This is a genomic window from Haloprofundus sp. MHR1, from assembly GCF_005155585.1.
Taxonomy (GTDB): Archaea; Halobacteriota; Halobacteria; order Halobacteriales; family Haloferacaceae; genus Haloprofundus; species Haloprofundus halophilus.
The window spans coordinates 1,237,653-1,262,400 of sequence record NZ_CP039833.1 but is presented as its reverse complement, the minus strand read 5'-3'; the positions used below and the strand labels follow the sequence as shown (position 1 = coordinate 1,262,400).

Sequence of the window (24,748 nt, the reverse complement as noted above, 5' to 3'; positions counted from 1 at the left end):
CGCCGCGGCGCCGGATTCCGGCTATGACCCGCTCGTCGCGTCCCTCGGCACAGTCGGCCCGCCGCCCGAACTCGTTGGTGAGCGCCGAATGAAGGTCGCCGAGGCGATACCGGAGTTCGCCGACGCGTTCGGGTTCGAGGAGTTCAACCGGATGCAGCGGGAGGCGCTGCCCGCCATCATGGAGCGCGACGAGAACCTCGTCGCGAGCGCGCCCACCGCCAGCGGCAAGACCGCCCTCGCCGAACTCGCCATCTGCAAGTGCCTGCGCGACGGCGGGACGGCGCTGTTCGTCGCCCCGCTTCGCGCGCTGACGAACGAGAAGGAAGCCGAGTGGGACCGCTTCGAGTCGATGGGCTACTCGGTGTACGTCGTCACCGGCGAGCGCGACCTGAACCCGCGCCGCGCCGAGCGCGCCGACATCCTCGTGATGACGCCCGAGAAGACCGACTCGGCGACGCGGAAACACGACTCCGCGCGCTACTCGTTCATCTCCGACGTCTCCTGCTGCGTCATCGACGAGGTCCACCTGCTCGACTCCGAGTCCCGCGGCGGCGTCCTCGAAGTGACCATCTCCCGGCTGCGCCGCATCTGCGACCCGCGCGTCGTCGCGCTCTCGGCGACGATGCCGAACGTCGGCGACGTGGCGGCGTGGCTCGACGCCGTCCCCGAGACGACGTTCGAGTTCGGCGACGACTACCGCCCGGTCGACCTGCACGCGAACGTCCAGACGTACAGCCCCGGCGACAACCCGTTTCAGGACAAGTACCGCCGTCTCTACCGCGCGCTCGACTTGGCCGAACCGCACATCCGCGACGGGGGCCAGTCGCTCGTCTTCGTCGCCTCCAGACAGGACGCCGTGATGGCCGCCGCCAAGGCGCGCGACGAAATCGGACAGCGAGACGTCCCTATCGGCTCCCGCGGCGACTACGACTTCCACACCGACGCGAAGGAACTGAAGAACGACAGCCTCCGGAAGGCGGTGCTCGACGGCGTGGGCTTCCACCACGCCGGCCTCGCCAAAGAGGACCGCAACAGAGTCGAGAAGTGGTTCAAAGAGGGGAAGATTCAGCTCCTCTTCTCGACGTCGACGCTGGCGTGGGGCGTCAACCTCCCCGCCCGCTGCGTCGTCATCCGCGACACCAAACACCACGACCCGCTGGAGGGCGACGTGGATATCAGTCCGCTCGACGTGCTCCAGATGCTCGGCCGCGCGGGGCGGCCCGGGTACGACGACGTCGGCTACGGCTGGGTCGTCTGCGACCGCGGGGACGCCGACAAGTACCGACGGCTCCTGGAGGAGGGCAAGGAGATAGAGTCGCGGCTCGCCTCGGACCTCGACTCGCATCTCAACGCCGAGATAGCGATGGGCACCATCGCGGACTTGGACGACGTGATGTCGTGGCTGGAGACGACCTTCTACTACGTCCGTGCGGGGTCGAAACCGGCGGACTACGACTTCGAGGGGCTCCGCGACCGCGTCCGCGACACGCTGGAGACGCTCGTCGACCGCGGCTTCGTCGAGACCGACGAGAGTCTCGCCGTGAACCCGACGACGCTCGGCCGCCTCGCCTCCAAGTACTACCTCCGGTTGGAGACCTCGCGGCGGTTCGCGGACCTCGCCGAGCGCGACCGGATCGCCGTCGACGACGTGCTGGAGGCCGTTGCGGGCGCGTCTGAGTTCGACAGCGTGTCGGCGCGACAGGCCGAGCAGGACGCCGTCGACTCCGTGCTCGCCGGCGTCGACACGACTCTCGAGGACGGCAACCGGAAAGTGCTCGCCATCCTCCACGCGGGGATGGCCGGGTCGACGCCAGCCGACCTCAGAAGCGACGCGTGGGTCATCAGACAGAACGCGCTGCGACTGCTCGCGGCGCTGCGGGAGTTCCTCGACGAGTTCGCCGGGCCGCGCGCGGCGAATCTCGCCCGGCGCATCGAAGCCAGAGTCGAGCACGGCGTCAGCCGCGACGCGGCGGCGCTGACGGCCGTCGACGGCATCGGGCCGACCCGCGCGAGCAAGTTGGCGACCGGGGGGTTGGCGTCGCCGGCGGACGTGGTCGACGCCGGCGTCGAGGAACTGACCCGCGCGGGGCTCTCCGACGGCGTCGCCGAACGCGTCGTCGAGCGAGCGAAGTCGCTCCCGCGACTCGAAATAGAGTGGGGGGCGTTCCCCGAGTCCATCGCGAGAGGGGAAAGCGAGATGCGCGAGGTGACAGTGAAAAACGTCGGCGGCGCGGCGCGGACGGGGCTCCGCGTCACGGTCAACGGCGTCGAGATGAGCCAGAAGACGACGTATCTTTCGGACCAGACGACGGTTCCGGTCGCCGTCTTCGGCGCGCAGGACGAACTGGAGTTCCGCGTCGAAGCGGCGTTTCCCGAACTGCCGCTCGCGCCCGTCGTCGACTCGCGGACCGTCGTCGTCGAGTAGCTCCGTCCCGTCCTCTTCGCCGCTCAGCGCCCGGAGTCGGTCCGCGCGAGCAGTTCCTTTCTGAGTTCGGTCGGCCCTTCGACCACCGTGTCGGCCGGCGAGAGGTCGGCGTCGGCGTTCGTCTCCGTCCGGTAGCCAACGACGTACGTTCCGGCGCGCCGAGCCGACCGCGCGCCGTTGGTCGAGTCCTCGACGACGGCGCAGTTTTCGGGCTCGAGACGCAGTCTCTCGGCGGCGGTCTCGTAGATAGCCGGCTCGGGCTTGCCGGGGCCGTCGATGTCCTCGGCGCTCAGCACGAGGTCCAGCGGCTCGATGCCGAAGCGCTCGCGGACCATGGCTATCCACGACTGCGGCGACGAGGAGACGATAGCGACGGCGACGCCGCGGTCCCGCAGCGTGTCCAGCAGCGCGTCGAACCGCGGCATCACGGAGACGTTCTCGGTGTAAATCTCCTCGGCGGCGTCCTGGTAGATGGCGACGAACTCGTCTTTGTCGACGGTCACCTCGTACTCGGCGGCGAGGTAGTCGTAGATCTCGCGGTAGTTCATCCCCGTAATCTCGTCGCGGGGTGGCGGCGCGCCGGCGACGACGTCGGCGAAGATGACCTCGTCTTCGATCTCGTGCCAGAACTCCTCGGAGTCGACGATGACTCCGTCCATGTCGAACAGAACCGCATCCATACCGCTCAGGACACGGCCCGAAGTGATAGCTCTGGGGGCCGTGATAAGCCGCCCTTACTCGTTCGTTCGTCCGAGACAGTGTTCCCCAACAATATTTCTCTATCGAAAAAGCCGAGACAGAGGACGAGACGCACTCTCGAAGCGATTCTGGGGACCGTTCGACGGTGTGGGGTTGCCCATAACAAAGCCCGTGCCAACGGTCGTTCCGACAGTTGACTGCCGGTCGGTACGGCGACCCGTGCCGAACAACCGCTCCCTATCAATGACACGAACACGTCTCGTAACGGTCTGTCTCGTCGTGCTGCTCTGCTTGACCGTCTCGCTCTCGCCCGCAGTGTCGTCGGCGGCGCTCGGCCCCGGGATGGACGGCGACTCCGTGGCACAGCAAGTCGAGGGTGACGACGAGGATGAAGAGGACGAGGAGGACGAAGACGACGATGAGGAGGACGATGGTGACGACGATGACGAGGGCGGTGACGGCGACGACGATGGTGACGACGAGGATGATGACGACGACGGCGACGACGAGGACGACGAAAGCGAGGGTCCGGGGAACGCAGCGTCCAACGGAAACGGTAACGGCCCGCCGGACCACGCCAACAACCCCGACGACGAGGACGACAGAGCCGCCGCGGCAGACGAGGGGGATGACGAGTCGACCGCCGTCGGAGCGCCCATAGAAGCCGAGACGGAGTCGCAGGCGAACTCGTTACAGTCGACGCCGGAACAGCAGGAAACGCCGACGTCGACGCCGACTTCCACTCCGACGAGTACGCCGACGTCGACGCCGACGAGCACACCGACCTCCACTCCGACGAGTACGCCGACGTCGACGCCGACATCCACTCCGACGAGCACACCTACGTCGACGCCGACGTCCACTCCGACGAGTACGCCTACGTCGACGCCGACTTCCACCCCGACGAGTACCGCCACGTCGACTCCCACGAACACACCGACGTCGACGAGTACCGCGACGGCCACCGAGTCGCCCTCTCCCACCACGACCGCCGACCCGAATCAGAGCTCCTCGGACGCCGTCAGGGTCGTCAACCTCTCGGTGAGCCGATCGCCGGTCCCCTCGGGCGAGCCGGTGACGTTCGTCGCGACGCTCGAGAATCCGACTCCGCAGCCGGCGAACCACACCGTCCGCCTCCGGCTGTTCGGTGAGATCGCGGACGTGAAGACGGTCACCGTTCCCGCGGGCGAGACGGTGACGGTTCAGTTCACCCGGACCATCCTCGCGACGGGCGAGCACACCGCTCGCGTCGGCGATCAGACCGCCACCGTCTCCGTCACCGAGTCCCAGGTCGCCACCGACGAACCCGAGACGACGAGTTCGACGGGCGTCCCCGGATTCGGGGTCGGCGTCGCGCTCGCGGCGCTGCTGGCGGTTGCAGCGCTCGCGCTCCGGCGTGAGTGAGCCCGGTGACGATAACGAGGTCGGCTCGCGGAGGTCGACACACCCGGTCGACCTACCGGCGGTCGGCGGTCACTCCGACGGCGACGACGTCGACGAGCGCGTCGCGGACCCGGTCGTAGTCGTCGAACTCCTCGCGGTACAGCGTCACGAACGTCGCCGCGCGGAGGACATCGGCGACGACGTCCGGGTCCTCCTCGGCCAGCAGTCCCGTCTGCTCCCACTGCTCGATAAACGACCGTAGCAACGCCGTCTTCTGCGCGCGGGCGTCGGCAGCGGCCTCGTCGGTGAACTGCGCCCGGAGTCGACCTAGTTCCTCCTCGCTGACGAGTGCGCGAACCAGCGGGTTCGTCTCCAGTTCCCCCATGAGTACGTCCAACAGCGTCCGAACCCCGGACTCGGCGTCGTCGACGTCCGAGAGCGACTCGTGGAGCGTCCCGACGAGTCGCTCTCCCTCGCCTTCGAGGATGCGAAGGTAGAGCGCCCCCTTCGAGTCGAAGAACTGGTAGAACGTGCTCGGGGCGATGCCCACCGAATCGGTCAGTTCGGCGATGGTCGTCTTCCCGAGACCGTACTGTGCGAACAGTTCGCGTCCGGCGACGACGAGTTCGCGCTCGATTCGCTCGCGCTCGGGGTCGGTGAAGCCTCTCACTCCTCGGCCTCCGCCGCTCCGCGTCCTCCGCGTCGTCTCTCACCCGGATTCGCCCGAGGGCGCTCGGAGCAGTTCACGCGAGGTCCCTCCGTCGGAACCACGCCCGCGCCACGGCCACGAGGACGGCGGTGGCCCCGAGCAGCACCGCCGCGCCGACGACGCCGTACTCGCCGTCGACGAGAATCGCCGTCGGGTCGTAGTACCGCGTCGGCGCGAGCGCGCCGACCCACTGGAAGTCGGTGTTGGCGGTGACGGTCTCCAACAGGAACAGCCCGAAAACGACGCCGATAGCACCGCGCTGGGCCGTGCTCGCCCGGTCGAGCGTCACCGACAGCAGGAGGCCGATGGCCGAACAGGCGAGCAGGTACGGCACCGACAGCGCGTGCGCGGCCAGCAGGTCCATCACGGCGATGGGCTCGTCGACGAGCGCCGTTCCGACGAACACGGCCGCGAACACGACGGCGTTGACGACGAGAATCGGCACGAGCATCGAGAGGAACTTGCCGACGACGACGGTTCCGCGCGGCGTCGGCGTCGACAAGAGGAGGTCCATCCGGTCGTGTTCGACGTCGTCGGCGACGAGCGACGCCGCGCTGTAGGCGAAGTAGACGCCCAACAGCAGCACCCACGCGAACTGGTACAGTTCGACGGCGAGGAACCCCTCGATGGTGGTGAGCGTCGAGACGCCGAACGCCTCCTGGAACGCCGGCGGCAACGACTGGATGTAGGCGTCCAGGTCGACGCCCGAGGACGTGATAGAGGGGTAGAGACCGACGTACATCGCGGTCACGAGCGCGAGGAGCGCCGAGAGCGCGACGCTCCCGCGAACCTTCCGACCGGCCTCGTATCGCGCGACGGCGAGGAGACGGTTCCCGCTCGCCGTTCGACCGCCCCCGAGTTCGGACTCCGCAGAGACCCCCGTCTCGGCGTCAGTCATCGAACTCACCTCCGGCCGTCGCCGTTTGCGGCCGTGGGCTCTCGCCTTCGCCCTCGCCCCCGTTCTCACCCGCGTCTACCTCGCCGTAGAAGCGCATGAACACGTCTTCGAGCGGCGCTTCGCGGACGTCGAGGTCGACGACCGAATGACGCGTCAGCTCGGTCAGGAGGGCGTCGTACTCGCCCGTGAAGGTGAACGCCAGTTCCCGTTCGTCGTACCGCTCGCGGTCGTGGACGCCGTCGAGGGCGAACGCGTCCGCGTCGAGCGTGTCGGCGGTTCGGACCCGGACGCGTTTGCCGCTGCGGTCCAGCAGCGTCTCGACGTCTTCGAGCGCGACGAGTCGCCCGTCACGGAGGATGCCGACCCGGTCGCAGACGCGGCGGACCTCCGCGAGCACGTGCGAGGAGAAGAACACGGTGACACCGCGGGCCTTCTCGTCGGCGAGAAAGTCGTAGAAGCGCTCCTGCATCAGCGGGTCTAACCCCGCGGTTGGCTCGTCCATCACGACGAGTTCGGGGTCGTGCATGAACGCCAGCACCAGTCCGAGTTTGCGCTTGTTACCGGTTGAGTACTCCTCGACGCGGCGTTCGACGGGTGCGTCGAACAGTTCGAGCAACGCCTCGCTCCGTACATCCCCTTTCAACGCCGCGTGGTAGTCGATGATCTCGCGCCCCGTCGCATCGGGGTCGTACTCGACTTCGCTCGGGAGGTAGCCGACGCGCCGCTTCACCTCCAGCAGCGCCGACTCGTCGGTCACGTCCGCGCCCAACACCGACGCCGACCCGGAGGTGGGCGACAGAAAGCCCAACAGCGTCCTGATGGTCGTCGTCTTCCCGGCCCCGTTCGGCCCGAGGTACCCGAACACCTCGCCCGACTCGACGCTGAAGGAGAGGTCGTCGACGGCGAGCGTTCCGCTCGTCTCCTCGCCGTCGCGCTGGCCACGCCGTCCTCGTTGTCCGCGCCGTCCACGCTGCCCGCGCTGCCCGCGCCGTCCTCGCTGCCCGCGTCGCCCCCGTTGCAGGAGGCGGCTTCCGCCTCCGTAGCGTTTCGTCAGGCCGCGGAGTTCGATTGCTGGCATAGCTATCCGTGACAGTACAACCCACGAACGTATGAACCGCTCGTTTTTACGGCTTTGAGGCGTCTATTCCGCCGAAAACCGGCGGAACTGACTCGGAGCGGCGGCCGGGCGAGCGTTCAAATCCGATGACGGGACCAACCCGGCGTATGTCCGAGGAGACGCGACTCTTCGCCGGCGACTGTACCACGACGTTCGAAGGCGCACGCGAGCAAACCCAGCGGGGGCACGTCGTCGTCCTCGTCAAATCCGACGGGACCGTTCTCGTGCACGACGCCGACGGCTACCAACCGGTCGCGTGGCTCACCCGCGCCGACGCCGTCACCGTCGAAGCCGACGACGCCGGGTTCGCTGTCACCGCCCGAACCGACGACCAGACGCTCCGCGTCGTCTCGAACGAGGCGACCGGTCGCGCGAGCTACCCCACTACTTCGGCCGGGATTCCGGTCGGCGACTGCCCCGCCTGCGGCGGCGCGCTCGTCAGAGCCGGCGGCGACGTTCGCTGTCTCGGCTGCGAAGCGTCGTACTCGCTGCCGGCCGGAGCGGCGGTGCTCGACGAGACGTGCGACGACTGCGGTCTCCCGCTGATGCGCGTCGAACGCGGAACCACCTTCGAGTGTTGTATCGACTACTCGTGCGAGTCGCTGGACGACCTCGTCCGCGACGAGTTCGACCGCGAGTGGACCTGTCCGGACTGCGGGTCGGACCTCCGGGTGCGGCGCGCGGGCGGCGGTCCCCTGCTCGCCGGCTGCGACGACTATCCCGCCTGTGACACCGCGTTCACGATTCCGGCGGGCGTCGTCGTCGCCGACTGCGACTGCGGACTCCCGGTGTTCGAGACGGCGCGCGGCCGGCGTTGTCTCGACGGCACGTGCGAGCGATTCCGAGCCGAGACCTGACCCGGTGTCGGGAGGCGACGCTGTCCGACCGCAGGCCCTATGTCGTCGCCGCGCCGCCCGTAGGGTATGCACGGCCACGTACGCGACGACGCCGTCCGCGTCGGCGGGAACGCTCGCCAGCAGTTCCACGACGCGCGCGGCTACGGCACTCCGGTCGGGGGCAACGAGATTGACCTCGCGCCGGTCGAAGCCGCTCACCTCCTCTATCGGGGCGACCTCGACAGCGTCGACGACGGCGGTTTCCGGGAGTTCTTCGTCTCGACGGCCGATGAAAGGCCGCGGTTTGCGCTCCAGTTTCTCGTCTACGCGGACCTCCGCGAGCGGGGGTTCTATCTCTCGCCCGCTCGCGACCCCTGGGTCGAGACCGACGCCGCGGCCGACTCCGCCTGCGACTTCGTCGTCTTCCCCCGCGGGAAGGACGCCGACGACGGCGTCGTCGAACACCGCGTCCGCGTCGTCGGCGAACGCGCCGCCGTCGCCGCCGCCGAGATGGCCGGCTACGTGTTCGCCGTCGTCGACGAGGAGAGCGAACTGACGTATCTGGAGGCGACCGAGCACACCTACGACGGCGGAACGGCGTTCGACCCGCCGACGAATCTGAAGGGAGACCTCCTCGACGACCGAGCGGTCTGCTGGAACGCGCCCGAAGAGCTCTTCGAGTCGGGGTTCTACGGCCAACCGCTGACGGGTCGCGACGCGGCCATCGAGGACGCGATTCAGCTCTCGCTGCTCGAAGCGGCGTCGCTGGCCGCCGACGGCGCGCTCTCGCTCGGCACCGACGACGACTACGCCGCCGTCGTCGAGCGCGGTCGAACGGTCGAGGGCGAGCGCTTCGACCGTCGACTGCGCGTGTACGAGGCGCTGCGCGAGCGAAACGTCGTCCCGAAGACGGGGTTCAAGTTCGGCGCGGACTTCCGGACGTACGCGACCGTCGACTCCGTCGACGACCTCGGTCACTCGGAGACGCTCGTTCGCGTGGTACAGCCGGACCACGTCTTCGCGCCGCGCGACCTCTCGCTGGACGTTCGCCTCGCGGGCGGGGTCCGGAAGCGAATGGTTTTTGCGCTGACCGACGCCAACGAAGGCATAGAGTGGCTGTCGGTCGCTCGCCTGACGCCGTGATCTTCGGCGACCGACCTCACCGGGTTCACTGACGGACACCGACGTTCACGAGTTCGATTTCCATGACACGCGACACCGACCCCGAGACGCACGAGACGCCCGAACTGTCCGAGACGAGGGCGCGATCCGACGACGAACGCGCACGAACAGACGGAGGCGAGACAGAGACGGACACTGCCGGAGCCGACGATGTCGCGCTCGACCCGTGGGGCTCCTCCACCGTCTCCGACTACCGCAAACTGTTCGAGGAGTTCGGCATCGAGGAGTTCGACGAACTGCTCGACGAGGTGCCGAACCCCCACTACCTGATGCGCCGCGGCGTCATCTTCGGCCACCGCGACTACCGCCCCGTCGCGGAAGCGATGCGCGAGGGCGACGAGTTCGCCGTCCTGTCGGGGTTCATGCCGACGGGCGACCCCCACATCGGGCACAAACTCGTCTTCGACGAGATAATCTGGCACCAGCGGCAGGGCGGCGACGCCTACGGCCTCATCGCCGACCTCGAAGCCCACTCCGCGCGCGGCCTCTCGTGGGGCGAGATCGACGAACACGCCCGCGACTACCTGCTGTCGCTCATCGCGCTCGGCTTCGACGCCGAGGCGGGCGACCTGTACCGGCAGTCTGACAACCGCGAACTGCAGGACCTCGCCTTCGAACTCGGCTCGAAAGCGAACTTCTCGGAGTTCGAGGCCATCTACGGCTTCGGCGGCGAGACGAGCGTCTCCCACATGCAGTCGGTCGTCACGCAGATGGCCGACATCCTCTACCCCCAGTTGGACGAGCCGAAGCCGACGGTCATCCCCGTCGGCCCCGACCAGGACCCCCACGTCCGCCTCGCGCGCGACCTCGCCTCCCGGATGCGTTTCTTCGGCGTCACCGAAGCCTACGCGAGCTTCGAACTCGACGAGCAGGAGAAGACGCTGGTCGCCGCCTGTTACGACGCTCTGGACCCCGCCGAATTCGACGACCACGACCTGCGCTGCGTCCACGTCGCCGAGTTCCTCGAGGACGCGACGCCCGAGACGCTCGACGAACTCGGCGTCGTCGTCGACTCGGCCACCGTCGACTCGGCGAGGGCGAAACTCGACGAGGCTGGGATGGAACCCCTCCGTCCGCGCGTCCGGTTCCTCGACCGCAACGCCACCGAAGAAGCGTTCGACGCGCTCGTCGAGGCCATCGACGGCGAGAAGCGCGTCTTCGACGAGCACGTCGACACGTTCGAACTCTCCGCCGAGGAGGCCGAGGAACTCGCCCGGCAGGTCGAAATCGAGAACGGTGGCTACGGCTTCCTGCCGCCCTCGTCCATCTACCACCGGTTCATGACCGGCCTCACCGGCGGGAAGATGTCCTCGTCGATTCCGGCGAGCCACATCAGCCTGCTCGACGACCCGCAGGAGGGGTACGACAAGGTCCGGTCGGCGACGACCGGCGGCCGCGAGACGGCCGAACTCCAGCGCGAACTCGGCGGCGAGGCCGACAAATGTCCCGTCTACGAACTGTACGCCTACCTCCTCTCCGGCGACGACGACGAGTTCGCCAAGAAGGTGTACGACGAGTGCGTCGGCGGCGAACGTCTCTGCGGCGGTTGCAAGGAGCAGGCGGCCGAACTGATGTACGAGTTCCTCGAAGACCACCAGGAGAAGCGCGAGGAGGCCGAGGAACTGCTCGACTCGCTGGATATCGACCTCGACTCGAAGCGAAGGGGTCCCGGCGGCGAGCACTGAGCGGGTCGACGCCCGACGCTCGAACTTCCCAATACACTTTATTTACAGCTAAAATTATATTTATTCGCGTTCTAGCGCTTTTCGAATGAACCGTCGACACGTCCTCCGGCTGGGTGTCGCCGTCGTTTCGACTGCACTCGGCGGCTGCGCGGCCGACCCGCCGCCACAGCTTCGGATTCGAAACTTCTCCGGCTACGACCGAACCGTACGCGTCCGAGTCACTCGGGGAGAGGACGAACTGTTCTCCCGCCGGTTCACCGTCCCGTCGAACCACGACGAGCGTCAGCAGACGGTCGACGAGGTGTACCCCGGGACGGGCGTCTACACCGTCGAAGCCGCCGTCGAGAACGGTCCCGAACTGAGCGAATCCGTCGAATTTCGTTCCGAGCCGCTGATGTCGCACGTGACCGTCGACCGCAACGACCTCACCATCGGCCGCATCGCCCCCTGAGCGTCGACCGCCAGCGACTCCAGTCAGCTACAATCCGACTTCTCTTCCCGCGCCCTCCTCTTCCGCCGCCTCGTACACGTGCGCCGCCGTCGCCGCGTCCAGAACCGCGGTCCCGACGCTCGCGACCACCAGTATCTCCTCGTTGCTCTCGCGCCCCGATTTCCCCTCGAACACGTCCGACAGCGGCGTGAGCTCCGACGCCGACAGCCCAGCACCGGAAACGTCGCCCGTCTCCGCCGCCTCCTCGGGCACGTCCGCGAACACCCGCGCCGCGCGCTCCATCGTCTCCGAGTCGAGTTCTCGCATCTCTGCGGTGTAGGCTCCGACGGCGACGACGAGCGTCCCCGAATCGAGCGCCGACCCCGGAAACACCGGTTCCTCGCTCGTCGTCGCGGTGACGACGACGTTCGCCTCCGCGACGGCCGCTTCGGGCGTCTCCACCGCTTGCACGTCGACGCCGCCGAGTTCGTTCGCGTCCCGTAGGTCCGCCGCGCACGCTTCGCGAGACTCGCTCGGCGAGTAGATGCGTACCGAGTCGAGGTTTGTCGCCGCCGCGACGGCGCGGGTCTGCCACCGCGCCTGGGTTCCCGCCCCGACGACGCCGAGCCGAATCGGTTCGTCGCCTGCCGCGAGATACTTCGCCGAGAGACCGCCGATACAGCCAGTTCGGGCGTTCGTGATGCGCGTCCCGGCCATGTACGACAGCGGGAGTCCCGTCTCCGCGTCCGTGAGCGCGATCTGCGCGTTGACGGTCGGCAGGTCGCGTTCGGCGTTGCCGCCGTGGACCGCCGCGAGTTTCGTCGCGTAGGTGTCCGAACCGTGGAGGTACGCGGGCATCGTCAGCGCCGTTCCCGCGGGGTTTTCACCCGTTTCGCCGGTTCCGACGGGGAAGTGCGGTCGCGGCGGGCGCTCGACCTCGCCGCGGCCCTGTTTGACGAACGCCGCTTCGACGACCGGGAGGAGCGCCGAGAGCGAGAGTAACTGGGAGACGTTGTCGTCCGAGAGCACGCGAACCGGGCTGGGAGTCATGGCGGCAGTTCTCCCGGCGGCGTGGTGAACGTTTCGCGGACAGAGTGCGCCGCCGAAGGCGAAACACGCTTGTGTTACGACACCGATGCGCACGCCATGCACGTAGTCGTCGTCGGCGGCGGAATCGTCGGTCTCTCCTGTGCGTACGCGCTCGCAGACCGCGGCGCGGCGGTCACCGTCTGCGAGTCGGGGACGCTCGGCGGCGGCAGCACCGCCCGCTCCGCCGGGGGAATTCGGACGCAGTTCTCGACGCGGGTGAACGTCGAACTCTCGCTTTCGAGCCTCCCGGTCTGGGAGTCGTTCGAGGAGCGGTTCGGCGTCGATATCGCCTACAACCGGACGGGCTACCTGTTTCTCGCCCGCGAGAGCGACACTGCCGACGCGTTCGGCGAGCAGGTGGCGATGCAGAACGACTGCGGCGCGGAGAGCGAACTCCTCTCGCCGGCGGAGGTGGCCGAGCGGTGGCCCCACGTCCGCCACGAGCGGTTCGTCGCCGCCACCTACTCGCCGCTCGACGGCTTCGCGGACCCGTACCTCGCGCTGCAGGGGTACGCCACCGCGGCCCGGGAGGCGGGCGTCGATATCCAGACGAAGACGCCGGTGGAGTCGGTCGAGCGCGTCGGTTCCGGCTCCGGAGGCCGCTTCCGCGTCGAGACGGGCGGTGAGTCGGACGAGGGGGGAGCCGAGACGCTTGACGCCGATTACGTCGTGAACGCGGCGGGCGCGTGGGCCGGTGAGGTGGCCGCGATGGTCGGACTCGACCTCCCCATCTCGCCGCGGCGGCGACAGATCGCCGTCGTCGAACCCGAAACCCCCGTCGCGGACGCCGAGCCGCTCACCATCGACCTCGACACGGGGTCGTACTTCCGTCCCGAACGCGAGGGCCGGGCGCTCGTCGGCGGGCAGTTCGACGAGGACGACCCCGACGCCGACCCCGACCGGTTCTCGGAGTCGATGGACCTCGACTGGGCGGTGACGGCCGTCGAGCGCGCCGGCGACTGCGCGGACTACTTCGGCCCCGAGACGCGCATCGTCCGGGGGTGGGCCGGTCTCTACGCCGTGACGCCCGACCACCATCCCATCGTCGAGGAGAGCGCGCCGGGCGTCATCACCGCCGCCGGCTTCTCGGGCCACGGCTTTCAGCACGCGCCCGCGACGGGCCGCGTCGTCGCCGAACTCTGTCTCGACGGCGAAGCGTCGCACGTCGACGTGTCGGCGCTCGAAAGCGACCGTTTCGAACGCGGCGGCGGTCTCGCGGAACGAAACGTGGCGTGACAGCGGCCCGCTTCGGACGACGCCTCCCCGTCCGAGGAGACCTGAACGACGCCCGCTTCCGAAACGGTGCTCGACCTCGTCGTCGCCTCTCCTCGATTCGACCGCGTTCCGTCGGGGCTGGGATATCCCGGGAGGCGAGTGCCCGAGCCGAGCCTTTTCGACGGGTCGGCGGAGTCGACGAGCCGGACGTTCTCGACGGCTCAGCGGAGTCGACGAGCCGGACGTTCTCGACGAATCGGCGGAGTTGCCGAAGCTGAACTCGTGCCGACACGATGCCCAGACTGCGGACGGTTAGATATATAACCTGATGTGGTAAAGAGTAGCCACTCCCATGGTATCTAATAACACGAACCGCGTAAATCGGAGGGCATTTCTCAAAGTCACCGGGACGAGCGGACTCGTCGCTACGGCGGGCTGTGTCGGATTCGGGGGCAACAGCAGCGGCGGCGGCGGCGGGTCGGGCCCCATCGTGTTCGGACAGCCGGCGGCGCTGACCGGGCAGTGGGACTTCCTCCAGCCGGGCGTCTCGCAGGCGACCGACGTCGCCCTCCAGCAGATCAACGACGCCGGGGGACCCTTGGACAGGGAGCTCGAGGTGTCCCGCCGCGACACCGCCGTCAACCCCCAAGAGGCGCGGTCGGTGGTGACGCAGTTGATCGAAAACGACGACGCCGCGGCGATACTGGGGCTGTTCTCCAGCGAGATCAACCCGCTGTTCGACTTCCTGCAGGAGCAGGCGACGCCGATCGTAACGCCGTGGCCCGGGTCGAGCTTCCTCGACACGCAAGGCGGCGACAAGGGAACTCCGGAGAACCTCGACGACGACGGCTGGGTCTGGCGGACCGTCATCGGCGACACGGTCCACACCGGCGGCGGCGCCCGGCGCGCGCTCGACCAGGACCACGACACCGTCGGCGTCATCAACGGCAACACCGAGGGGGCGCGAAGCTGGGCGGACGGCTTCATCAGCGCCTACGAGGAGGGCGGCGGCACCGTCGCAGAGCAGGTCGAGGTCAGCCTGGGCGAGTCAAACTACCAGTCCGCGCTCGACCGCCTGTTCCAGTCCGATTTCAGCGCGTTCGCGGTGAGCATCCCGCTCGAGGACGCGATTACGCTGTTGAGCGACTGGGCCGACGGCGGCTACGGCCGCCAACCGATTCTCTCGGACCCACTCGCCCAGAACGACCTCGCCGAACAGGTCGGCAGCGACCTCGACGGCGCGTGGGCGGCCAGTCCCGGCATGGGTGGACCGTCCTACGACGCGTTCCTCGACGCGTACGAGGAGGGCGGCGACGCCGAGATCAACGGGTGGACGCCGCCGGCGTGGGACGCCATACAGCTGACCGCGCTGGCCGTCGAGCGGGCCGGCGAGGCGACCCCCGAGGCCATCGAACGGAATCTGGGTCCGGTCAGCCGCGACGGCGGAACCGAGGTCGCCACGTTCGCGGAGGGGAAGGAGGCGCTGGCCAACGGCGACGAGATCAGCTACCAGGGCGCTGCGACGCCGGCGAGCTTCACTAACTTCGGAAACGTGTTCGGCCCGGTGGTGATAAGCGCCGCACGCGGCGGTGAGTTCTCCGAGGAGGCGACCATCTCCGCCGAGGACGTGCGCGAACTCGTCCCCGAGGACGAATACTGATCTATGGGGCTCGCACAGAACCTCGTCTTCGGCCTGGTTACGGGCTCGTACATCGCCATCGCCGCCATCGGATTCACGCTGATATACGGTATCGTGAACATGATCAACTTCGCCTACGGCGAGTACCTCACCGTCGGCGCGTTCATCGCCATCCTCACCGTCGGTGTGCTCCCGCTGCCGCTGCCGGTCGCGGCGGTCGTGGCGATGGCGGGCGGCGGTCTCGTCAGCCTCGTCCTCGCTCGCGCGTTCTTCACGCCGATCAACGACACCGGCCCGGTGCCGATGCTGCTGACGTCTATCGGTCTCGGACTGGCGCTTCGAAACGCCATCCGCCTCTCGGCCGGCCGGAGCGCTCGCTACTTCGACACCGAGACCACGACCTACCGGTTCGACGGCCTGCCGGAGCTTCCGGTCGGCCCAGTGAACCTCCTAGGCGACGTGTTCGTCACCTCCCAGCAACTCGTCGTCGTCGTGAGCGCGCTCGTCGTCTTCCTCGCGCTCCACGCGCTGTTGACACGAACCGACGTCGGCATCGCCATGCGCGCGATGGGGGACAACGAGAGCCTCGCGCGGGTCCGCGGCATCGACACCCAACGGATTCGAGACAGCGTCTGGATACTGGCCGGGGTGCTCGCGGCGCTTGCGGGCGTGCTCGTCGGCATCCAGACCAACGTCAACGCCGACACGGGCTTCAGTTACATTCTGCAGATCCTGTCGGCAGCCATCCTCGGCGGCGCCGGGAGCGTTTACGGCGCGATCGCCGGTTCCTACATCATCGGACTGGTTCTGGCGCTCTCCGTCGCGTTTCTCCCCACGGGGATGACCGGTATCTCCTCGGCGGTGGCGTTCCTCATTCTCATAGTCGTCCTGCTCGTCAAGCCGAGCGGCATCGCGGGCCAGGAGGTGCGGGAGGCGTGAGCCTCGCCGACCGCCTCCCCGAGGACGACTCCGGGCGGGCGTTCCTGTTCGGCGCCGGCTGCGTTCTGCTGGCCGCGCTGTTCGCGCTGACGCCGCTGGTGGCGTCGGTACCCGGCGCGTTGTACGTCTTCTTCGAGGTCGGCATCCTCTTCGTCGTGTACGGGATGTTGGTGCTGGGACTCGACCTCCAGTACGGCCACACCGGGCTGGTCAACTTCGGCCACGTGGTGTTCTTCGCCGTCGGCGCGTACACCGTCGCGATGCTGTCCGCGCAGGACTCCTTCGCCGGCCTCAGTTTGGGCTACCCGTGGCCGCTGGCGCTGGTGGCCGGCGTCCTCGTCGCGGCGCTCCTCGGCGCGACCGTCGGGGCCACTTCACTCCGACTGCGCGACGACTTTCTGGCCATCGTCACGCTCGCGACTGCGGAGATCTTCCACACGCTGTTCGCCAACTTCCGGGGAATCTTCGGGGGCGACACGGGCATTCTCGGCGTTCCGCAGCCGATTGCGGACCTCGCCGGCGACGGCGACACCACGCTCGTGGCCACGCTGCTGCTGTTCGGCGGCATCACCGCGTTCGCGTTCGCTCTGGTGACTCGGTTGACCGAGGCGCCGTACGGCCGGGTGTTGCGGGCGATCCGCGCCGACGAACTCGTCACCCGCTCGGTCGGGAAGTCCGTGTTCACCTACAAGATGCAGGCGTTCGTCTACGGCGCCGCGCTCGCGGGGTTCGCCGGCGGTCTGTTCGCGCTCTACACCGGCGCGATCTCGCCCGGCTTCTTCACTATCAACGTGACGGTGACGGTGTGGATCGGGATGCTGCTCGGCGGCGCGTCGAACCACCGCGCGGTGTTGGCGGGGCTCGCGGTCATCATGGGTCTCCGTCTGGTGTCGCGCTTCGCTCTCGACGTCGCGCCCCTCTCCGCCGACGCGTTCGCTTCCGTTCGCCTCGTCGTAATCGGACTGATTCTGGTGGCGATCATCCGCTACCGGCCGGCCGGCATCTGGGGCGACGCCAGAGAGCTGGGGGTGGACTCGTGAGCCTACTCCGCGCCGACGGTCTCGTCAAGGAGTTCGGCGGCCTTCGCGCGCTCGACGAACTGTCACTGTCGGTCGACCGAGGGGAACTCGTCGGGGTGATGGGACCGAACGGCGCCGGCAAGTCGACGTTCTTCAACTGCGTGAGCGGCGTCGTAGCGCCCGACAGCGGTCGCGTCACTCTGAACGGCGAGGACGTGACCGGCGACTCGCCGGAGCTCCTGGCCCGAGCCGGCATGGTCCGCACCTTCCAGCTCACGCGGGAACTGGAGACGATGACCGTCCGGGACAACGTACGCCTCGCTGCGCCCGACCAACCGGGCGAACGCACCGTCCCCGCCCTCCTGCACACCGACTCGATGCGGGAGCGCGAGCGTCAGGTCCGCGAGCGCGCGGACGAACTCATCGAGGCGTTCGAACTCGGCCACCTGGCCGACGAGTACAGCAGCAACCTCTCCGGCGGCCAGCGAAAACTGCTGGAGCTGGCTCGGGTGTTGATGCTCGAACCGGAGCTGCTCCTGCTGGACGAACCGTTCGCGGGGGTCAACCCCACGCTGACCCGCGAGATTGCGGACCGAATCCGCGACCTCAACGACGAGGGGATGACCGTCGTCGTCATCGAACACGAACTCGAGACGCTGACCGAACTCGTCGACCGCCTCGTCGTCCTACAGCAGGGGAGCCTCCTCGTCGAGGGGGAGCCCGAGGCGGTGCTGTCCGACGAGCGCGTCATCGACGCCTACCTTGGAGAGTGAGCATGCAGGAACACGATACAGACGACAGTACGACGATTCGTCCGTGCCGGCGCTGCGTCACCGGTCGCTGGACGAACAGCCGAACTGGCGGCCGCCGGTCGGTCACCGACCGGCAGCCGGGAAACGACCGCCGGACGGGTAACGACCGACGGCCGAACACCGACCGACGGCCGACGGGGGTGGCGGCGTGAGCCTGCTCGACGTCTCGAATCTCGACGCCGGCTACGGCGACCTGCAGGTGTTGTCGGGTGTCGACCTCCGGGTCGACTCCGGCGAGTACGTCGCCGTCGTCGGTCCGAACGGCGCCGGTAAGTCCACGGCGATGAAGGCTATCTTCGGCATCGCCGACCGGATGGGCGGCTCAATCACGTTCGACGGCGCCGACATCGCGGAACTCCCGCCCGAAACCGTCATCCGTCAGGGGTTGAGCTACGTCCCGCAGACCGCGAACGTCTTCCCCTCGCTCACCGTCGCGGAGAACCTCCGAATCGGCGCGTACATCCTCGACGGCACGCCGGAGGAGCGCCGCGAGGCCGTGTTCGACCGGTTTCCGGTTCTCGCCGACCGCCTCGACGAGACCGCGGGCGCGCTCTCCGGCGGACAGCAGCAGATGCTCGCGATGGGCTGTGCGCTGATGCTCGACCCGGATCTCCTCCTGTTGGACGAGCCCTCCGCCGGTCTCGCGCCGGACCTCGTCGACGAGATGTTCGACCGCATCGACGCGGTCAACGAGGCGGGGACGGCCGTGCTGATGGTCGAGCAGAACGCGAAGGAGGCGCTACGGCGCTGTGACCGCGGTTACGTGCTCGCGAGCGGCGAGAACCGCTACGAGGACGCCGGCGACGCGCTGCTGAACGACGAGGAGGTCCGCCGCCAGTTCCTCGGCGGCTGATTCGACTCGTCGCTCGCGGATACGTTCGCGCCGCTCGCGGGCACTCTCCCGTCGCTCTCACGTCGACCACGCTGCTCTCCTGTCGACCACACCGCTCACCCGTCGACCTCGCAACGCTTTTACTCGGTGTCACAACCTCTCGCACATGGTATCCGAACCCGACTCGGACAGAGGAGACGCCCAGCGCAGTCGCTTCGCGGGTTCGGTTTCTTCTTTACGGCCGCCTGAGAGCGGCGGACTCCCCGCCGGCGCGAGGGGCGTCGGCGGCGACGAAACCGCTCGCGTCGGCCGGTCGTTCGTCGGCGGTCCGCCGACCACCCGCCGGCTTTCCGCCGACCGGCGGTGGACCGCCGACGGACGAAGCGCGTTCGGAACTGCTAACAGGCGGGCAAACGGTGTCCACGACAATCAGCACTCAGTATGCGACTCCCGGAATCACAGGTCGCGGTGTTGGAAGCCGCGAGTACGGACGAAAAGCCCGTCGGCGAACTCGCCGACGAGACAGGACTCAAGCCGGAGGCGGTGACGCGCGCCGCCTTCGACCTGCGCGACGACGGCCTCGTCGCCATCGACGAGCGGACGGAGACGACGACGACGCTCACCGACGAAGGAGAACAGTACATCGAGGCGGGCCTCCCCGAGGTTCGTCTCTACCGCGCCGCCGTCGACGCGGGCGGTGCCGACGGCGCGGTGCCGATGGGACAGGTCGTCGGCGCGTCGGGCCTCGAAGGCCCCGAGGTCGACATCGCGCTGTCGAACTTCGCGCGGAAGGGTTACGGCCGCATCGACAGCGGCGAGTTGGTCGTCGACGCCGACGCGGACCCGACGCCGACGCTGAAGCGAACGCGCTGGCCGCCCTCGCCGCCGGCGAGACGGTCGACGACGAGTCGACGCTCGACGAACTCGACCGCCGCGGCCTCGTCGACAGAGACGAGTCGACGGTTCGCTCCGTCTCGCTCACCGACGACGGCGTCACCGCGATGATGGAAGGCGTGGAGGTCGCCGAGACGGTCGACCGCCTGACTCCCGAACTGCTCACGTCGGGCGAGTGGCGCGACGTGGAGTTCACCGAGTACAACGTCGAAGCCGACGCGCCCGAGGAGCGCGGCGGGAAAGTCCACGTCCTCCGCCAGACCGCCGAACGCGTCAAAGACACGCTCGTCGGCATGGGCTTTCAGGAGATGGAGGGGCCGCACGCCGACGCGGAGTTCTGGATCAACGACTGCCTGTTCATGCCGCAGGACCACCCGGCGCGCACCCACTGGGACCAGTTCGCCCTCGACGTGCCGCCGATGAAGGAGATTCCCGAAGACCTCCTCGACCGCGTCGAGTCGGCGCACCGCGAGGGCGTCGGCGACGACGGCGACGGCTACCACTCGCCGTGGACCGAGGACGTCGCGCGCGAAATCGACCTCCGGGACACACCACGTCGCTGTCGATGCGCTACCTCTCGGGCTACGCCGAGGGCGACCTCGAACCGCCGCAGCGCTACTTCTCCGTCGAGAAGGTGTACCGCAACGACACCTTGGACGCGACCCCTTGCTCGAATTCTTCCAGATAGAGGGCTGGGTGATGGCCGAAGACCTCTCGGTGCGCGACCTGATGGGGACGTTCGAGGAGTTCTACCGCCAGTTCGGCATCACGGACGTCCAGTTCAAGCCGCACTACAACCCCTACACGGAGCCGAGCTTCGAGCTGTTCGGCCGCCACCCGACGACGGGCGAACTCATCGAAATCGGCAACTCGGGCGTGTTCCGTCCCGAAGTGCTCGAACCGCTCGGCGTCGACTGCGACGTGATGGCGTGGGGGCTCGCGCTCGAACGTCTCGCCATGCTCGTCACGGGCGCCGAAGACATCCGAGACCTGCACGGAACGCTCGCCGACCTCGACTTCCTGCGGAACGCGGAGGTGATTCGCTAATGCCAGTTGTAGACGTAGACACCGACGAACTTCGCCGGTTGACCGGCCACGAGGAGAAATCCGACGACGAGTTCAAAGAGGACCTGTTCGCGCTCGGACTCGAGTACGAGGGCGAGACCGAGGACGGCCTGCTCCAGTTCGAGTTCGGCCCGGACCGCCTCGACCGCCTCTCGGTCGAGGGCGTCGCCCGGTCGCTCCGCTACCAGTACGGCGACGACCGCGGCGTGTACGTCCCGCAGACGAACTCGCCCGATTGGACTATCGAGGTCGACGAGTCGGTGCCCGAGCAGCGGCCGTACGTGACGGGCGCGGTCGTCCGCGGCGTCGACCTCGACGGGGACGCCCTCGACTCGCTCATCCAACTGCAGGAGAAGCTCCACGCGACGATGGGCCGAAAGCGCGTCAAGGGCGCTATCGGTATCCACGATCTGGTGATGCTGAAGGGGGCGAACCTCGGCGAGCGCGACGTCGGAACCGACAGCGGCCGGAGGAGGTGAACGAGCGGCGCGAGTCGAGTCCGTCGACGAGGGGGAACTCCATCACCTACCGCGGGGTCGACCCCGACGGCGAACGGTTCGTCCCGCTCGATTCGGACGCCGAACTGACGCCCGCCGAGGTGCTCGAACGGCACCCGACCGGCGAGAAGTACGCCGACATCGTCGCCGACTACGAGCGCTACCCGGCCATCTACGACGAACTCGGTCTCTTCTCGTTCCCGCCGGTCATCAACGGCCGCCGCACCGAGGTCGACGAGGACTCGACCGACCTGCTGGTCGAACTCACCGGCACCGACCAGTGGACCATCGACAAGATGTGCAACATCATCTGCTACGCGCTGTCGCGCGCGCGGCGGGACCGTCGAGCAGGTGGAAGTCGAGACGCCGGACGGAACGCTCGTCCGCCCCGACTTCGACGTCGACACCAAGACCGTGAAGCACGACCGCATCGAGACGCTTCTCGGCACGGAACTGGAGTTCGAGGCGGTCGTCGACCTGTTCGAGCGTTCGGGTCTCGACGCCACCACGAATCTCGGCGAGGAGATGAGCTACGACGTCGAGATTCCCCCGTACCGCGTCGACGTGCTTCACCCGGTGGACCTCGTCGTCGACGACGTGGGCCGCGCCTACGGGTTCAACACGCTCGAACCGCGCTACCCCGACGTGGGGACCGTCGGCGGCCGCCACGACCGTTCGGACCTCGAACGCGCGGTACGCGAGCGACTCGTCGGCCTCGGCTTCGAGGACATGCTCAACTTCCACATGACCGACGAGGCGACGAACTACGACCGGATGAGCGTCGAATCCGACTCGGAGAGCGACGCCGAGACCCCACTCGGCGCGACGCCGCCGGTCCGTATCGTCGAACCCTACAGCGAGGACTACACGATGCTGCGGGACGTGGGCGCTGCCGTCGCTGATGACGGTGTTGGAGAACAACACGCACCGCGCGTACCCGCAGGACCTCTCGGAAGTCGGCTTTCGTCGCCCACGAGGACGGTAGCGAGAACACCGGCGTCGCCGAGAGCCACCGCGTCGCGGGCGTGCTCGCTCGCCACGACGCGACGTACGAGGACGCGAAAGCCAAACTGCAGGCGCTCTGCCGCGACTTCGGCGTCGAACTGGCGACGCCCGCGGCCGAACACCCGTCGTTCATCGACGGGCGGACCGCCGCCGTCGTCCGTCGACGGCGAGGAAGTCGGTGTCGTCGGCGAAGTGCACCCCGAGGTGCTCGTCGGACACGACCTCGAACTGCCCGTCGTCGCGTTCGAGTTCGAGTTGGCGGCGCTGGAGTAAGCCGTTCACATCTCCGTTTCCTCTCTTCGTTCTCCCTTCGTTGCTCTCTCTCTCCGCTCTCTCCGCTCTCTTCGCTCTCGCAGCGTCTGCCGTATATCCGACCTCGATTCTCTTCGGCTGAACACAAATAACTCGAAAGAATATCTATTTTTGCGTTATTCTTCTTGGGAATGTCAGGCTCCGAAGGGTATATGTGGCTGATTGTCGCACATCGAGTCGTCATGAACCCTCACGAAAAACAGTTCGAGACGTTGTCGGGTGACCCCACGGCGAACGCGACCAGCAGCCCCCGCCGAGGGCGTCGAGGACGTCGTCGTCCCCTCCACCTGAGTTCGACGTACGAGATTTCCGACATCGACCCCGACGTGGGGCTCGAAGATCTGGACCCCGACGAGGGGCAGTTCCTCTACTCGCGGCTCTCGAACCCCACGCGGAACGCGCTCGAACACCGGTTGGCGGCGCTCGAAGGCGGCGAACACGGGTTCGCCTTCGCCTCCGGTACCGCAGCCATCGTCGCCACGGTGGATGGCCGCCGTCGAACCCGGCGACCACGTCGTCGCCTTCGACGACCTCTACGGCGGGACGCGCACGATGCTGACTCGACTGTTCGAGGAACGCCTCCACGTCGACGTGTCGTTCGTCGACGCCCGCGAGGTCGACGCCGTCGCAGACGCGATGCGCGAGGAAAACCACGTTGGTCTGGATGGAGACGCCGACGAATCCCCTCCTGCGCCTCTGCGACATCGAAGCCATCGCCGGGGGTTGCGCGCGAACACGGCGCGCTTGCTCGGCGTCGACAACACCTTCCTCAGTCCGGCGTGTCAGAACCCGCTGGAACTCGGCGCCGACGTGGTCGTCCACAGCTACGACCAAGTACCTCAACGGTCACAGCGACTCGCTGGGCGGGGCGGCCGTCACCGACTGTCCGGACACTCTCGGAGGAGATCGCGTTCCTCCAGCGCGTCGGCATGGGGAACATGCTCTCGCCGTTCGACTCGTATCTCGTGTTGCGGGGGACGAAGACGCTCCCGCTGCGGATGCGCCAGCACAACGAGAACGCGATGGAAGTCGCGCGGTTCCTGGAGGACCAGCGACCGCGTGCGGGCGGTGCACTACCCCGGCCTGGAGAGCCACCCACAGCACGAACTGGCGAATCGGCAGATGTCGGGCTACGGCGGCGTGCTCTCGGTGGAACTGGACGCGGACCTCAACGGCACCGCCGAGTTCCTCGGCCACCTCTCGGAGTTTCTCGCTCGCGGTGAGCCCTCGGCGGCGTTGGAGTCGCTCATTGAACACCCGGCGACGATGACTCACTCGCCGCTGTCGCAGGCCGAACGCGACGAACTCAGGCATCTCGAACTCGCTGATTCGAATCTCGGTCGGCGTCGAGCACGTCGACGACCTCCTCTCGGGACTTGGAGGCCGGCTTCGCGGCGCTGGCGTCGCACTCGACGGCGGGAAGCGACGCGGCGGCGACGTTGGACGACGACTGATTCGGTTCGCTTCGCCGTTTCGCTCTCTCGCTTCGTTCTCCCGTCTCGCTTTCCCGTTTCGTTCTCCCGTCTCGATTTCCCGCTTCGCTTTCCACGTGGTCACTCGTCGGTTCCGACCTCTTTTCGCCCGTGAGCGTTTTCGGGTCGAGGCGGTACTCCCTGAAGGTGATCTCCTCCGGCGGCCGCTCGAAGATGTCCACTTCCGGAATCTCGACCGCCCACAAACCCTGGACGGCGCTCGACTCGTAGGACGCCTCGGTCACGTCTTCGAGCGTGCCGGTCGCCACGGCGCTTCGCCAGCCCATCGTCGGTCCGGGCGTGCGCGACGAACGTGACGGGCCTGTCGACGACCTCCTCCTTTGTGCTCTCCGGTCGGAACGAGAGCCGAAAGTAGAAGCTCCGCGTCTCCGCGTCGTACCCGTACGACACCGGAACGGTGAACGGCGACTCGTCGACTCCCTCGCCGAAGGAGATGACGCCTGTACCCCCGGACCCGAGGAACTCGTTCAGTTCGTCGGCGCTCAGTTGCACCCAGCGGATTCCCTGCATACCGTGCGTACGTCGTGGCAACACAAAACAATCCGGTCGCGTCCGTCTCGGCCCCGCGCGGCC

General features: G+C 67.9%; 19 protein-coding genes and 5 pseudogenes. 18 read left to right on the top strand and 6 right to left on the bottom strand.

Annotated features, from left to right (window positions below; genetic code table 11):
* The first annotated feature begins 88 nt into the window (after window positions 1–88).
* A complete protein-coding gene (locus tag FCF25_RS06315) occupies window positions 89–2,425 on the top strand; it encodes a DEAD/DEAH box helicase (RefSeq protein ID WP_137047737.1) in 2,337 nt (778 codons plus the stop codon).
* 23 nt (window positions 2,426–2,448) lie between these two features.
* Here FCF25_RS06315 and FCF25_RS06310 read toward each other — a convergent pair whose 3' ends face one another.
* Window positions 2,449–3,105, bottom strand: a complete 657-nt coding sequence (locus FCF25_RS06310) for an HAD family phosphatase (protein WP_137047735.1) — start codon at window positions 3,103–3,105, stop codon at window positions 2,449–2,451.
* Window positions 3,106–3,367: 262 nt separating this feature from the next.
* Between FCF25_RS06310 and FCF25_RS15965 the strand changes: the two genes are divergently transcribed.
* On the top strand, window positions 3,368–4,528 hold the full coding sequence (locus tag FCF25_RS15965; RefSeq protein WP_305794153.1) for a PGF-CTERM sorting domain-containing protein: 1,161 nt from the start codon (window positions 3,368–3,370) through the stop codon (window positions 4,526–4,528).
* Window positions 4,529–4,580: 52 nt separating this feature from the next.
* On the opposite strand, the gene FCF25_RS06290 is transcribed toward FCF25_RS15965, so the two are convergent.
* The 3 genes from FCF25_RS06290 to FCF25_RS06280 all read right to left on the bottom strand — a co-directional run bounded on the left by FCF25_RS06290 (window position 4,581) and on the right by FCF25_RS06280 (window position 7,192).
* A complete protein-coding gene (locus FCF25_RS06290; protein WP_137047734.1) occupies window positions 4,581–5,177 on the bottom strand; it encodes a TetR/AcrR family transcriptional regulator in 597 nt (198 codons plus the stop codon).
* A gap of 73 nt (window positions 5,178–5,250) precedes the next feature.
* Window positions 5,251–6,114: an ABC transporter permease subunit gene (locus FCF25_RS06285; protein ID WP_137047732.1), complete on the bottom strand. Its 864-nt coding sequence runs from the start codon at window positions 6,112–6,114 to the stop codon at window positions 5,251–5,253.
* Window positions 6,107–7,192 carry an ABC transporter ATP-binding protein gene (locus tag FCF25_RS06280; RefSeq protein ID WP_217353099.1) on the bottom strand — a complete coding sequence of 362 codons (1,086 nt, stop codon included), beginning with the start codon at window positions 7,190–7,192 and terminating at the stop codon, window positions 6,107–6,109. Before FCF25_RS06280 ends, FCF25_RS06285 begins: the two co-directional genes overlap by 8 nt.
* Before the next feature lie 146 nt (window positions 7,193–7,338).
* Here FCF25_RS06280 and FCF25_RS06275 point away from each other — a divergent pair, with 146 nt between their 5' ends.
* The 4 genes from FCF25_RS06275 (at window position 7,339) to FCF25_RS06260 (ending at window position 11,385) form a co-directional block, all read left to right on the top strand.
* Window positions 7,339–8,088 carry a topoisomerase DNA-binding C4 zinc finger domain-containing protein gene (locus FCF25_RS06275; protein ID WP_117593959.1) on the top strand — a complete coding sequence of 250 codons (750 nt, stop codon included), beginning with the start codon at window positions 7,339–7,341 and terminating at the stop codon, window positions 8,086–8,088.
* 66 nt (window positions 8,089–8,154) lie between these two features.
* Window positions 8,155–9,210 (top strand): tRNA-intron lyase, encoded by a 1,056-nt coding sequence (gene endA, locus FCF25_RS06270; RefSeq protein WP_117593960.1) that lies wholly within the window; start codon window positions 8,155–8,157, stop codon window positions 9,208–9,210.
* A 62-nt stretch (window positions 9,211–9,272) separates the two neighbouring features.
* The gene (locus FCF25_RS06265) at window positions 9,273–10,934 is read left to right on the top strand and encodes a tryptophan--tRNA ligase (protein WP_137047730.1); all 1,662 of its coding nucleotides are present in this window, start codon (window positions 9,273–9,275) and stop codon (window positions 10,932–10,934) included.
* Window positions 10,935–11,019: 85 nt separating this feature from the next.
* Window positions 11,020–11,385, top strand: a complete 366-nt coding sequence (locus FCF25_RS06260) for a hypothetical protein (RefSeq protein WP_117593965.1) — start codon at window positions 11,020–11,022, stop codon at window positions 11,383–11,385.
* A 27-nt stretch (window positions 11,386–11,412) separates the two neighbouring features.
* On the opposite strand, the gene FCF25_RS06255 is transcribed toward FCF25_RS06260, so the two are convergent.
* The gene (locus FCF25_RS06255) at window positions 11,413–12,414 is read right to left on the bottom strand and encodes an ornithine cyclodeaminase family protein (protein WP_137047728.1); all 1,002 of its coding nucleotides are present in this window, start codon (window positions 12,412–12,414) and stop codon (window positions 11,413–11,415) included.
* A gap of 96 nt (window positions 12,415–12,510) precedes the next feature.
* On the opposite strand from FCF25_RS06255, the gene FCF25_RS06250 reads away from it, so the two are divergent.
* The 12 genes and pseudogenes from FCF25_RS06250 (at window position 12,511) to FCF25_RS16025 (ending at window position 24,269) form a co-directional block, all read left to right on the top strand.
* Window positions 12,511–13,689 carry an FAD-binding oxidoreductase gene (locus tag FCF25_RS06250; protein WP_137047727.1) on the top strand — a complete coding sequence of 393 codons (1,179 nt, stop codon included), beginning with the start codon at window positions 12,511–12,513 and terminating at the stop codon, window positions 13,687–13,689.
* Window positions 13,690–14,020: 331 nt separating this feature from the next.
* The gene (locus FCF25_RS06245; RefSeq protein WP_117593970.1) at window positions 14,021–15,328 is read left to right on the top strand and encodes an ABC transporter substrate-binding protein; all 1,308 of its coding nucleotides are present in this window, start codon (window positions 14,021–14,023) and stop codon (window positions 15,326–15,328) included.
* A gap of 3 nt (window positions 15,329–15,331) precedes the next feature.
* The gene (locus FCF25_RS06240) at window positions 15,332–16,246 is read left to right on the top strand and encodes a branched-chain amino acid ABC transporter permease (protein ID WP_117593972.1); all 915 of its coding nucleotides are present in this window, start codon (window positions 15,332–15,334) and stop codon (window positions 16,244–16,246) included.
* Window positions 16,243–17,286, top strand: coding sequence for a branched-chain amino acid ABC transporter permease (locus FCF25_RS06235; RefSeq protein WP_137047725.1), 1,044 nt, complete (start codon window positions 16,243–16,245; stop codon window positions 17,284–17,286). The genes FCF25_RS06240 and FCF25_RS06235 overlap by 4 nt, the downstream gene beginning before the upstream one ends.
* A complete protein-coding gene (locus FCF25_RS06230; RefSeq protein ID WP_137047723.1) occupies window positions 17,283–18,038 on the top strand; it encodes an ABC transporter ATP-binding protein in 756 nt (251 codons plus the stop codon). The genes FCF25_RS06235 and FCF25_RS06230 overlap by 4 nt, the downstream gene beginning before the upstream one ends.
* Before the next feature lie 187 nt (window positions 18,039–18,225).
* On the top strand, window positions 18,226–18,930 hold the full coding sequence (locus tag FCF25_RS06225; protein WP_137047721.1) for an ABC transporter ATP-binding protein: 705 nt from the start codon (window positions 18,226–18,228) through the stop codon (window positions 18,928–18,930).
* Between the two features lie 420 nt (window positions 18,931–19,350).
* Window positions 19,351–20,850: pseudogene (locus FCF25_RS06220) on the top strand (phenylalanine--tRNA ligase subunit alpha).
* Window positions 20,850–22,643, top strand: a pseudogene (gene pheT, locus FCF25_RS06215) (phenylalanine--tRNA ligase subunit beta). Before FCF25_RS06220 ends, pheT begins: the two co-directional pseudogenes overlap by 1 nt.
* 170 nt (window positions 22,644–22,813) lie before the next feature.
* A pseudogene (locus FCF25_RS16040) lies at window positions 22,814–23,107 on the top strand (PLP-dependent transferase); the annotation flags it as partial.
* 61 nt (window positions 23,108–23,168) lie between these two features.
* Window positions 23,169–23,447, top strand: a pseudogene (locus FCF25_RS16035) (PLP-dependent transferase); the annotation flags it as partial.
* 164 nt (window positions 23,448–23,611) lie between these two features.
* Window positions 23,612–23,905: a PLP-dependent transferase gene (locus FCF25_RS16030; protein WP_394347885.1), complete on the top strand. Its 294-nt coding sequence runs from the start codon at window positions 23,612–23,614 to the stop codon at window positions 23,903–23,905.
* Entirely contained in the window at window positions 23,790–24,269 is a 480-nt protein-coding gene (locus FCF25_RS16025) for a PLP-dependent transferase (protein ID WP_394347884.1), read from the top strand. Before FCF25_RS16030 ends, FCF25_RS16025 begins: the two co-directional genes overlap by 116 nt.
* Here FCF25_RS16025 and FCF25_RS16020 read toward each other — a convergent pair.
* Window positions 24,256–24,685: pseudogene (locus tag FCF25_RS16020) on the bottom strand (pyridoxamine 5'-phosphate oxidase family protein); the annotation flags it as partial. The gene FCF25_RS16025 and the pseudogene FCF25_RS16020 overlap by 14 nt on opposite strands.
* Window positions 24,686–24,748 lie beyond the last annotated feature (63 nt).